Genomic DNA, 11,750 nt, shown 5'->3' on the forward strand with positions numbered 1-11,750 from the left:
GTGCCTGGGGCGCACTCAACGCAGTGGCTTGAAGGTCTCTCGCAGTTCCTCGACAAACACGTCCGGCTGCTCCCACGCAACGAAGTGGCCGCCCTTTTCTAGGCGGTTGTAGTGGATGAGCTTCGGATAGGCGCGCTCCGCCCAGCTCTTGGGCGCCTGGTACAGCTCATCCGGGAACGCGCTGACGCCTACAGGGATCTGAACGCCCTTCGGCGCAAAAAAAGCCAGCTTGCTTTCCCAATACAAGCGCGCGGACGAAACGGCCGTGTTGCTCAGCCAGTACAGCGTCACGTTGTCGAGGACGTCGTCCCGTGACAAGCCCTCTGACTGCCCGTCGAAGACCCGGGCGATCAACGCGTAGCTGCGCGCGTCGTGATCGAGCATCCACGCGGCGAGACCCACAGGGGAATCAGCGAGGGCATAAAGCGTCTGCGGACGGCCGGCCATTTCCTGGGCGTAACCCAGCCCGTGGCGATAGAAGAAGTCGAGCTGCTCGTAGGCGCGCTTCTCGTCGGGCGACAAGTTCGCGGGAGCCGGCTGGCGCGCGGCCAGAGCGGCATCGATGTCCGGTGGCACCGCGGCCGGCATGTTGGTGTGGATACCTATCAGCTCCGGCGCCTTCAGCAGGGCCATCTGTTCCGTCACCGCGTTACCCCAATCACCACCCTGGGCCACGAAGCGGTGGTAACCCAGCCGCTTCATCAGGACGACCCAGGCGCGGGCAATGCGAACCGGGTCCCATCCGACCTGCGTCGGTTTTCCCGAGAACCCATACCCCGGCAGGGACGGAATCACGACGTCGAAGGCATCCGCGGCGGTGCCGCCATGGGCGGTGGGATCCGTTAGGGGCCCGATGATTTTCATCTGCTCGGCGATCGAACCAGGCCAACCATGGGTGACGATGATGGGCAGTGCGTTGGCATGTTTGGAACGAACATGGATGAAATGGATGTCCACGCCGTCGATATTGGTCACGAACTGCGGCGTGGCATCGAGCCTGGCCTGGAATCGGTGCCAGTCGTAATCCTTCGCCCAATACGTAGCCAAAGCCTTGAGCGTGGCGAGCTGCACGCCTTGGGACTGGTCGCCCACCGTCTCTTTCTCAGGCCATTTCGTCGCTTCGATACGGCGACGGAGGTCATCAAGCTGCGCCTGTGTCGCGTGGAATCGGAAAGGCTGGATGGACGTATCGGCGATAGTGGCATTGGCGGCCGACGCAGCGGAGCGGGTGGCTTTCATGGGGGACTCCGGCAGGGGTGATGCATACACGGCCCGACACACGAGCAAGGCAGCCATCGGCACGGCGAGCGCGCACAGGCGGCCCGACGCGGCGCGCACGGCTATCACCGACGAGTTGCCCTGCGCTGCACGCGTGGGATGGGGAGCGATCATGGCGGTTCCTCGGTCGGTGGCTCGGGTCCGGGTCAGGAGCACCATCGACGGTCGTTCGATCGCCGTCCGTCAGCGGTGCGCGTGAGCCATCACACCAAGCGCCGTTGCCGCCGTCGATTACACGAAGGTGTCGCTCCATACCTTGGTATGAATGCGACGCGCGGATCGCCTCGCGGTCACACGCAAGGGAGCGTGAACAAGAAAGTGGCGCCGCCGGACGCGTTCGGCTCCGCCCAAAGCCGACCGCGGTGACTTTCGATGATCGTTCGGCTGACTGACAGGCCCACGCCCATGCCGTCCTCCTTCGTCGTGTAGAACGATTCGAAGTACTGCTCCAGCTTTTTCGGATCGATGCCGGTGCCTGAGTCGCGCACGCTCAGGCAGATCCCACCGTCGGCAGCGCGCTGTGTGCGGATCGTGAGCTCGCGCGGCTGTTCCTGCGACAGCGAGCTCATGGCTTCCGAGGCATTTGTCAGCAGGTTGAGGATCACCTGTTGCAGTTGCACGCGGTCGCCGGTGATCTGAGGCAAATCCTCGGCGTACTCCGCGCGCAGCCTGACGCGATTGCGCACGAGCGCGTTGGACGCGAGCGCCACCACTTCTTCAGCCGCTTCGTTCAAGTCGACGCTTTCCGCGCTGGTCTCCCTGCCGGTGAACAACTGGCGCAGGCGCTTTATCACCTCCGACGCACGATTGGCATCGCGAATCGTTCGCCGCGCCGTGTCGATCGCGCCGCTCACCACGGGTGGATCGGCGGCGAGCATGCGCAGGCAGGTCGAAGCGTTGGTCATGATCCCCGCGAGCGGTTGGTTCAATTCATGTGCGATGGACGCGGACAACTGCCCGATGCTGGCGACGCGATTGGCGTCGGCCAGGCGCAACTGGACCTCATGGAAACGACGCAGGCTATCGCTGGCCGCCGACTCGGCGGCGACGCGATCGGACAGGTCCAGCACGAAGGACACGCCTTCGGAGGGTGTGCCTTCGAACAGGGCCGCGCCGATCAGCACCGGCACTCGCGTCCCATCCTTGCGCATGTAGGCACCTTCGAACGGGGGAGCCACGCCCGTAGCCAGCATCGCTTCCATGATGCTGTCGTCGTCCGCGTTCCACTCCGGTGGCAGCAATGCCTTCCACTGCATGCGTCCAGCGGCGACGTCGTCGCTGTCGTACCCGATGATCCTGAGGAACGCGTCGTTGCCGTCCAGGATGCGCCCGTCCAGGTGCCAGGTGAAGATGCCGATGATGTTGGAGTTGAACAGCCGCCGCACCCTCGTCTCGCGCTCGTGCAGCTCGCGGTATAGTCGGGTGTTCTCGAGGGAGATGGCCGCTTCCGACGCCAGCAGCTTGAGCACCGCCAGCCGCGCAGGCGTAAAGACGCCCACTGCGAGACCGTTCTCCAGGTACAGCACACCGATCAGGCGAGCCTGCTTGAGCAGCGGCAAACAGAGCAGGGACCGCGCCGCGCGTCCCGCCAGATAGGGATCGGACGAAGCAGGCGCCTCCCGCGAGGCGTCGCCCAGCACCAGCGCCTCCTGGGTACGGACCACGAAATGGAACACCGACAGCGGCAGCAAGTCGCCACTGAGCGACGCCGGCGCCACGGAAACATCGACGGCGTCGCCCCGCGTGGTCGCCTCGGCTTCGATGCGGTAGCCCGGGCCGTTAGGCAGGACGAGCAAGCCACGCTGAGCGCCCGCGTGCTCGACAGCCAGGTGCATGATCGTGTCGATCAGGCGATCGAGTTCAATCTCCGAAGAGATCGCCTGGGAAACGCGGATCACCGTCGCAAGGTCAAGCTGTTCCACCGACGCCAGCATCGTGCCGTTGGCGTCCTGCCGCCGCGCCGCCTGGGCCAGGTGGGGGTGTTGCTCCCGCAGTTGGTGGACCTTGCCCTGCGCGCCCCATCGCAGATAACCATCCTGCGCTTCGTCCAGATAGGCCCGCGCTGCCTTGCCCAGTCCGCGTGCGAGGAAGAACCGCGCGGCACATTCGTTGGCGACCGCCTGGTTGTGGATGTACCCATTGTCTTGCGCCGACGTGATCGCCCTTTCGTAAAGCTGCTCCGCATCCAGCGTGCGCCCCTCGATGTGCGCAATCTCCGCGGCGACCAGGGCGGCCCGATTGCCGAAGTTCCCTTCCGAGCAAGCAGCCCAGATGTCCAGCTGGTGCTGGTAGCGCCTGGCGACTTCGAGATGCCGCGGCCGCTCCCTGTCCGCCGCCGTGTGCCAGCGCCCGGTGTGCGCCAAGGCCCCGTAAAAGAAGAAGTCTGCCGTTTCCAGCTGCGACGGCGAGGTCCACAGCAGCCGCTCGGCGTTGTCCGAGGCCCGTATGGCCTCAGCCAGGTCGCCGCAGAAGTAGCGCCCCTGCAACTTACGCGTCCAGTAGAAGAACGTCGCCAACGCCAGGACAGGACTGCCGGTGAGGTGCGCCTCGGCGCTGGCTTCGTCATAGTCCGCTGCATCGAAGCAGCCGAAGGTGGCAGTCAGGCCGCGCAGGGTACGGATCAACCCGATTTGCGCTGCGCACAGGTCAACGACCATGCCGAAGCCGGCATCGCGCGCGAAGGCCAACCCGCTCTCGGCATCGTTCTGGATGCCAGCCAACTCGTCACCGGCCGCCAGGCAGTTGGTGATCAGTGCATCCCAGCTGTAGGCGGCGAAGGTCAGATCGCCCACACCATACGCGGCATCAAAGGCGCGCCGGATCAGCTCGCGCCCGTTGGCGAATGGCTCGAACCAAGGCATCACCATGTTACCGAAGACGATATACGTACGCGCCTGGTAACGCGTCAGGTGACGCATCTCCACCAGGTCATAGCCCAGGCGACCGAAACGGTATCCGTCCCGGTAGTTGCCAAACCGGGGCCCGGCAATGGTGGCGAAGAACACATAGCCGAAGCAGGACCCGTCCCCGTGGCCATGCTCCAGGCTCAGGTTGATCAAGCGGCACAGCACGAGCGAAGACAGGTTCTCGTCGAAGAAGAAGGCTGGCGTCACGATTTCGGTGAATACGTCCAGCATGTCGAGCACGTCCGGATCGCTGGCCAGCGGCAAGTCGATCAGGTCCTCGATGCGGCGCTGGCCCAGCAATGTCCAAATGCAATCGTATTCCCGCATGACTTGTTCGCGCGTCGGTCGAGACGGCCAGTCCGTCCCGCTTTGGCGCAGGTAGTCGAGGAACACTTCCACGCAGAGATCGCCCCGCGAGCGCGCCGTGTAGAGCGTGAGCCGAAGCCGCGTCACCACGGCGCGCTCGTGGGGACTACGCGCATGGCGTGCGAGCGTCGCCAGCCGCACCTCGGCCACCTCTAGTTCGGCGGACATCAATTCGCATTCAGCCATGAGCGATTCGATGGCGAACACAAGGGTGTACTCGCGTTCCCAGCTTTCGTCCCCCAAAAGCGCACGACCGACGCGCAGGTAGCTCAGTGCCGATACGTACGCCGATGACGCGCGGGCCCGTTGCGCAGCCAACAGGTTCAGCCGAGCCACGCGCTCCCGTTCGCCCAGGGTGTCGAACAGGCCGCCGGCGCGGTTGAACTGGCTGACGATCTCGAAGATCTGCTCCTCCTGCCTGTGCGGTGGCGTGTGCTCGAGGAGAAGCCGGCCGATGCGCAGATGCCTCGCGGCGCGGGTGTCCGGCGGAAGTTGCGAGTACGCTGCTTCCTGGACACGGTCATGGGCGAAGCGATAAGCGTCTTCATGCCTCAGGACCAATTCGTGGCTGAGCGCTTCCCAGAGGTCCGCCTCGAGTTGCTCGGCAGAAGTTTCGCACGCCACGCTCAGCGCGTGCACGTCGCTCTCGTTGCCAAGGCACGCGAACGTCTGAAGGGCGGCACGCGCCGCCGGCGCCAAGCGCGATATCTTGCGCACCATCAGGTCGACAATGTTGTCGCTGTAGCTCTTCGCGAGCGTGAGGTGTCGATCCCATGACCATTGCATCGCTGCGCGATCGAACGCAAGCATGTGCTCGTCGACCAACGCCTGGAGGAACTGGATTCCGAAGAACGGGTTCCCGCCCGTCTTGGCATGGATCAGTTCCGCGAGCGGCGCGACATCGGCGAGTGGCTCGTTAAGCGACTCGGCGACCAGTTGCTGCAGGTCGCCCGGTTGCAGCGCTTTCAGCCTGAGCGTCCGCACGTCCGCCCCTTTCTGCGTGAGCTCGTTGAGCTTGCGCATGAGCGGATGCCGCGCGGTGACCTCGTTGTCGCGATAGGCGCCTATCAGCAGGAGATGGCCCACGTCGTTCGCGGTGAGTAGATCGACAAGCAGGTCCAGGGTGGCTGAATCGAGCCATTGCAGGTCGTCCAGGAACAGCGCCAGCGGGTGCTCGGGCCGTGCGAAGACCGAAATGAAGCGTCGTACGATGAGGTGGAAGCGCCGCTGCGCCTCTTGCGCAGGAAGCTCGGCCACTGGCGCCTGCTCGCCGATGATCAGCCGGAGCTCGGGCGCCAGTTCCAACAGCAGGGCGGCGTTGGGCCCGAGCGCCTCGGCGAACGCCTCGCGCCAATGCGTCAGCTCCTCCTCCGTCTTGCCCAGCAGCGGTCTGAGCAGTTGTTGGAACGCCTGGGCGAAGGTGGCGTACGGAATGTCGGCCTTGTACTGGTCGAACTTGCCCGCGGCGAACAGTCCGCGTGGCGGCACCAGCACCTTGTGCAGTTCATTCACCACCGATGACTTGCCGATGCCCGAATAGCCGGCCACCAGGACAAGGACCGGCGCCGCGGCTTGGACCATGTCGTTGAACGCGGCAACCAGCGCGGTGATCTCCGCGTCGCGTCCGTAGAGTTTTTCAGGAATCACGAGGCGGTCGCTACGGTCCTGCCGGCCCAACTCGAAGGTCACCGCGGGGTCATCGCGATCGAGCGCGCCCACGCATTGCCTGAGGTCGTGGGCGACACCGCGCGCCGTCTGGTAGCGCTGCTCCGGCGTCTTGGCGAGCAGGCGCAGGATGATCCGGGACACCGCGGAAGGTATTTCCGCCACCCGTTCCACCGGGGGCGCCGGGGTCCGCGCAATATGGCAATGCACCCATTCCATCGGTTCGGAGGCAGCGAAGGGCAGGCTCCCCGTCGCCATGCGATAAAGCAGTACCCCAAGGGCATAGAGATCGCTGCGCGAATCCACAGAGCGGTTCATGCGCCCCGTCTGCTCCGGTGCCATGTACGCCAGGGTGCCCGCGATGAATTCGGGTGGCTCGGGCGCCTGTCGTTCCCGAGGCAGGCGAGAGGCGATGCCGAAGCCTGAAAGCACCACGCTGTCGAGGCCCTGCAACACAAGCACATTTGCTGGTTTGATGTCGCGATGCACCACGCCGCGCTCGTGCAGGCTCGCGAGGGCATCGGCCAAGGAGATCGCAAGCGCGAGGAACCGCCGCTGCGGCATGGGTTTGGGGTCAAGCAGGGTTTCCAATGGCACCACCGGCCGATGCTCCAACAACAGCACCGTGTGTCCGCGATCCCGGATGAGCCCCGTGGGACGCAGCGCCCATTCGCCATCGAGGTGATCCCTCAGGGCGTACTCGTGCCGGAACCCCTCCAGCACGGACGAGGGCGGACGCTCCGCCAACGGCACCACGGCAATGTGTTCGCGCGCCGGCCCGTCGCCCTGTCGGTGGTGGACGCGATGGAAACCACGCTCGCCATCGTCCCAGAGCAGCTCGTAGCGCTCGAGCGAACCGTCCAGCTCCAACGCGGGCGTGTGCACCATCGAAGCCTCCGGCCAGGATCGCCAAGGAATTACCGGGTGTCGAGCAGGGGGTGACGCGTGCCGTGACGATACTATCGGGCCCCATGGCGGGCAATCGTGTCCGACGCGCCGCAGGTAACGCGCGAAACCGACACTTAAGTATCATGTCCAGCCGCTGGCCGCCGTTGCATCCTTGTATCAGGCACACCTCGGAGGGCGCCGCATGGACAGGGATATACGCCGCGGCATCCGTTCACCCGTCGGGGACCACCGTCCATGAGTGCGCCCCCCCTGGTGGCGGTCGTGGACGACGACGAGTCGGTGCGCGAATCGCTCCCGGACCTGTTGAAGACAGGTGGCTACGCGACCGTCGCTTATGCCTCGGCCGAGGACTTCCTTGCATCCGGTGCCGCCGAGCGCGCTGCGTGCCTGGTGGTCGACGTGTACATGCCCGGCATGTCGGGCCCGGCACTACAGGAAGAACTCGAGCGGCGAGGTAACCCGCTTCCCTTGATTTTCATGAGCGCTCACATGGATGCCGGCGTGTGCCGTGAGGTTATCGCGCACGGTGCCGTTGCTTGCCTCTTCAAGCCCTTCGACGGCGATGCGCTTCTGGATGCGATCGCTGCAGCCATCGCTGGACGTTGACGGCCGGCGCTTGCATCGTCGCATCGAAAGGATTATTCACCGTATGTACGCCTGACGTCCCATGAGGTGGCCTCCGTGAACCCAGCCGCGCCTATCGTTTTCGTCGTGGACGACGACATATCGGTCAGGGAATCGCTGGGCTCGCTGCTGTGGTTCGCCGGTTGGACCACCCGGACATTCGCCACCGCCGGCGAGTTCCTCGCACACCCGCGCGAGCCGGGGCCGTCATGCCTGGTTCTCGACGTGACCCTGCCCGACATCAACGGACTGGACCTGCAGGCACTGATCGCGACGGATCGCACGGACATGCCGATCATCTTCATCTCCGGCCACGGCGACATTCCGATGACCGTGCGCGCCATGCGCGCGGGCGCCATCGAATTCCTGACCAAGCCGATTGACGACGAACTGCTGCTGCAGGCTATCCGAGCAGCCATCGCGCACAGCGCAGCCGCGCTTCGCGGTGCCGTGCGGACGCGTACGTTGCGCGAGTCGCACGGAGCACTGACAAGGCGCGAGCGCGAGGTCATGGCGTTGGTGGTGTCGGGCTTGCTCAACAAGCAGATCGGCGGACACCTGGGCATCAGCGAGATCACAGTCAAGGCGCACCGCGGCCGGGTGATGCAGAAGATGGGGGCCAAGTCGGTGCCGGACCTTGTGAAAATGGCCGCCGTGCTGGACGCTGAATCGCCGCCACCGCGGTGAGCGTCCTGACCGAATGGGCCAAGGACCAGCACGGCGGCGTCGCCGGATATGGACGCAGGAGCCGCCCACGATTCGGCATGTCAATTCGATGACACTTATTCCTCCTGAAGGATTCGCCCATGCTTGCCATCCATGATTCGATTCCGAGCGGCAGGCCAGGTGACCGAGACAGCGCCGTGCCGGTCATCGTCATTGCCTTGCTCGTCGCGATAGGCCACGTTGCGACCAACGGGCAGTACGGCTTCCACCGGGATGAATGGCAGTTCCTGAGCGACACGCGGCACATGGACTGGGGTTTCGTGCCTTACCCACCCCTGACCGTGGCCCTTGAGTACCTTGGTCTCAAGATGTTCGGCCTCTCACTCGTGGGGCTTCGCTTGTTTTCCGTGCTTGCGCAAGCAGCAGTCGTCGTCGCCGGCGGCCTCATGGCCCGCGATCTTGGCGGCGGGCGTCTCGCACAGGTTTTTACTGCCATCGCGGTGGCCCTGTCGCCGTTGCCAATGTTCGAGTCGACGGAGTTCCAATACTCCTCCTTCGACCTGCTGTGGTGGGTCCTTATCGCCTGGTGCGCGGTTCGCCTGTTACGCGACGACGAACCACGTTGGTGGGTGGCCATTGGCATCGTCGCGGGGTTGGGCTTGCAAACCAAGTATTCCATTGTGTTCGAGCTCGCAGGTGTGCTGGCAGGGGTCTTGCTCACCGACGCCCGGCGATACATGACCAGTCGTTGGTTCTGGACCGGGGGTGCAATTGCCCTGGCCATCTTCGCTCCCAACCTCGCCTGGCTCATACGACACGACTTCATCTCATATGATTTCCTGCAGGCAATCCATGCGCGCGATGTGGGTCTCGGGCGCGCGCACGGCTTCCTCCGTGACCAGTTCCTGCTGAACGCCAATCTGTTTGCGGCCCCCGTCTGGCTGCTCGGCGCGGTCGCCTGCTTCCGCGATCGGCGCTATCGCATGCTCGGCTGGATGTACCTGGTGCCAGTGCTTCTCTTCCTGCTCGCGAAGGGGCGCTTCTATTACCCGTGCGGCGCCTATCCGATGCTCCTTGCCATGGGTTCGGTCGTAGGCGAACGCTGGTTGCGCACCAAGCGCCCCGCTTGGCGACTCGCGATGACCGTGTTTGTATTCGCCGGCGTCGTCGCCATCGGAACATATGCGTCGCTTCGCATCGTCCCGATCGCCTCGAGCGGCCCGCTCCGGGACTTCGCACTCGCGAACAACGGCGACCTTCGCGAAGAGATCGGCTGGGAGGAACTCGTCGCTCAGGTAGCGACGATCCGCGATACGCTGCCCGTCTCGCAACAAGCGACGGTGGGGATTGCGGTGGGCAACTATGGCGAGTACGGCGCCATCAACATGCTTGGCCCGCGCTACCGCCTGCCTACACCGATAACAACCATTAATTCCGGATGGCTGAGGGGCTATCCCCAGAATCCACCGACCACGCTCATCGTGCTAGGGAATTCGCGAGAACGCGCGGATGCGCTATTCACCGATTGCCGAGTTGCAGGACACACGGTCAATTCCTGGGGCGTCGACAACGAGGAGAGCCGGGATCATCCGGATATCTACGTTTGCGGCCCGGCGCGCAAACCATGGGACGAGCTTTGGAAACATGGGCCCGATTTCGGTTGAAATAGCTACGAACCCGGACTGCTTGGAATATTCAATGTCGCTTGAAACCATCGAGCTCAAGGCCTTCGTTCCCGCCAAGAATTTCGAACGATCGAAGCGCTTTTATATCGACCTCGGCTTTCGCCTCGCGTCCTCCGAGCACGGCGTGGCTTACCTCCATGCCGGCGACTGTAGTTTCCTGCTGCAGGACTTCTACGAGAAGGCGCTGGCTGAAAACCTCATGATGCACCTTCTCGTCGCCGACGTGGATGCGTGGTGGGCACACGTCCAGGCACAAGGGCTATCCGATCGATATGATGTGACGGCGTCGGCGCCAGAGAACCGTCCCTGGGGCATGAGGGACTTTACGTTGCACGATCCGTCGGGCGTACTCTGGCGCATCGGGAGCAACCTCGCTCATGACTGATAGCTGTAAGTATCTTGGGCTGGAGAGACAACGATGCTGTCAAAGGGCAGCCAATGCGTTGCATCGGCTGCCCCTTCTTGCACGGACGAACTAACCCGCCGGCTGAGAGGGTGTTCTAGTACAACCTGAGGTAGTACACCAGTAGGTCGTACAAGCTGTCTTGTCGCACACCGTGACAACACAACCGGTAGTGGAGCAGGTCCCGCTACCATCCGCGATCGCCGGTGACGATGCGGTAGCGAGGCCGATCAGAAGACCCATCATTCCCATCGAAAATTTGATAGACACGTACCTTCCCTCCTTCAAATTATCGTTGTGACCGATCAGCTGGATTGACTCAGGCGCACACAACCACCCGTAGTGGTGCAGCGGTAGAAAACGCACGGCGAGGTGTCGGCCCCGCCCTGGCAAACTTTCACGGTGCAACCGCCGCTGTCGCAGCTCGTGGAGTTCAGCGGTTGGACATTCACCTCATAGGCGTTCCCCGCGTCATCGCGATACACGTTTTCGGTGCCACTCACCTTTTTGATGGTGAGAGGAACAGAACCCTGCGTCTGCAGCGTGTCGGGGGCATATTGCGCAATCGCCGCGTTGAAGAAGCAGCAGGCAACAAGAGCAAAAGCGAACTTGATCAGCTGTTTCATGAGACTCTCCGTTGTCGTAATAGTTGACCGCCATCCATCCACACGGATAGATCGGCGCCAACCGAATAACTTACATGACAGGTAATTAGTATAGGTATTTTTCCTATATCCGTATCCGGACATATTGTCGGGTAGGGGTGAGCGCAGCAGCTGATGGCCGGCGGTGCACGCGCGCGGAAGCGGCGCAAGTTGTAATTGTGGTGGCTGTCTGGCGAGCGGATGAATGGCCGGCCAAGACTTGCTCACGGGTGTCTTAGCGGCCATGACCCGACTCACGTCACCAACGACGCGACGGCGTACCTTCGGCGCTTTCATGTTCGCGGGCCGTCGCTCCGAAATATGACGCACGCCGCACGGGACGTGGCCGCGGAATGGCCCCCGCCCGACAACACACCGTCCCAACGGAGCGTCGATAGACGACGATTACTTTCGCTCGATCGACGCCTTCTTCCCCGACGCGTTGAGTTCGATAGCCGCGCGAACCAGCGCCTTGAACGCCTTGGCGTCGATGGTTTCGCCTTCCCCGATGTCGATGGCGCGACGTACGTTTCCATCGAGACTCGAGTTGAAAAGCTTGGCGGGATCTTTCAAGGCGGCACCCTTGGCGAAGGTCAACTTCACT

8 protein-coding genes are annotated in these 11,750 nt (G+C 63.5%); 4 read left to right on the forward strand and 4 right to left on the reverse strand.

The features are described 5' to 3' along the window. Positions 1-15: 15 nt before the first annotated feature. Positions 16-1,392 (reverse strand): epoxide hydrolase family protein, encoded by a 1,377-nt coding sequence (locus ACQKIE_RS18515; RefSeq protein ID WP_427461907.1) that lies wholly within the window; start codon positions 1,390-1,392, stop codon positions 16-18. Positions 1,393-1,568: 176 nt separating this feature from the next. Next, positions 1,569-7,103, reverse strand: coding sequence for a trifunctional serine/threonine-protein kinase/ATP-binding protein/sensor histidine kinase (locus ACQKIE_RS18520; protein WP_427461910.1), 5,535 nt, complete (start codon positions 7,101-7,103; stop codon positions 1,569-1,571). A gap of 255 nt (positions 7,104-7,358) precedes the next feature. Between ACQKIE_RS18520 and ACQKIE_RS18525 the strand changes: the two genes are divergently transcribed. From ACQKIE_RS18525 to ACQKIE_RS18540, 4 genes are all read left to right on the forward strand, one after another. Continuing rightward, a complete protein-coding gene (locus ACQKIE_RS18525; protein WP_427461912.1) occupies positions 7,359-7,730 on the forward strand; it encodes a response regulator transcription factor in 372 nt (123 codons plus the stop codon). A 75-nt stretch (positions 7,731-7,805) separates the two neighbouring features. Beyond that, on the forward strand, positions 7,806-8,435 hold the full coding sequence (locus ACQKIE_RS18530; protein WP_427461914.1) for a response regulator transcription factor: 630 nt from the start codon (positions 7,806-7,808) through the stop codon (positions 8,433-8,435). Positions 8,436-8,554: 119 nt separating this feature from the next. Next, the gene (locus tag ACQKIE_RS18535; protein ID WP_427461916.1) at positions 8,555-10,078 is read left to right on the forward strand and encodes a glycosyltransferase family 39 protein; all 1,524 of its coding nucleotides are present in this window, start codon (positions 8,555-8,557) and stop codon (positions 10,076-10,078) included. A gap of 34 nt (positions 10,079-10,112) precedes the next feature. After that, a complete protein-coding gene (locus ACQKIE_RS18540; RefSeq protein WP_427461918.1) occupies positions 10,113-10,484 on the forward strand; it encodes a VOC family protein in 372 nt (123 codons plus the stop codon). Between the two features lie 323 nt (positions 10,485-10,807). Here ACQKIE_RS18540 and ACQKIE_RS18545 read toward each other — a convergent pair whose 3' ends face one another. Together ACQKIE_RS18545 and ACQKIE_RS18550 are read right to left on the reverse strand one after the other, a co-directional pair. Next, positions 10,808-11,128 carry a hypothetical protein gene (locus ACQKIE_RS18545; protein ID WP_427461920.1) on the reverse strand — a complete coding sequence of 107 codons (321 nt, stop codon included), beginning with the start codon at positions 11,126-11,128 and terminating at the stop codon, positions 10,808-10,810. Between the two features lie 423 nt (positions 11,129-11,551). Then, positions 11,552-11,750 (reverse strand): DUF1801 domain-containing protein (locus tag ACQKIE_RS18550; RefSeq protein ID WP_427461922.1); only part of this gene is annotated, 199 nt, incomplete at its 5' end.

It is taken from the genome of Luteibacter sp. NPDC031894, from assembly GCF_050273135.1.
Taxonomy (GTDB): Bacteria; Pseudomonadota; Gammaproteobacteria; order Xanthomonadales; family Rhodanobacteraceae; genus Luteibacter.

Bases quoted from the DNA above. Each gene is read 5' to 3' on its own strand.
- ACQKIE_RS18515 (WP_427461907.1), bottom strand. From the start codon at position 1,392: ATGATCGCTCCCCATCCCACGCGTGCAGCGCAGGGCAACTCGTCGGTG.
- ACQKIE_RS18520 (WP_427461910.1), bottom strand. From the start codon at position 7,103: ATGGTGCACACGCCCGCGTTGGAGCTGGACGGTTCGCTCGAGCGCTAC.
- ACQKIE_RS18525 (WP_427461912.1), top strand. From the start codon at position 7,359: ATGAGTGCGCCCCCCCTGGTGGCGGTCGTGGACGACGACGAGTCGGTG.
- ACQKIE_RS18535 (WP_427461916.1), top strand. From the start codon at position 8,555: ATGCTTGCCATCCATGATTCGATTCCGAGCGGCAGGCCAGGTGACCGA.
- ACQKIE_RS18540 (WP_427461918.1), top strand. From the start codon at position 10,113: ATGTCGCTTGAAACCATCGAGCTCAAGGCCTTCGTTCCCGCCAAGAAT.
- ACQKIE_RS18545 (WP_427461920.1), bottom strand. From the start codon at position 11,128: ATGAAACAGCTGATCAAGTTCGCTTTTGCTCTTGTTGCCTGCTGCTTC.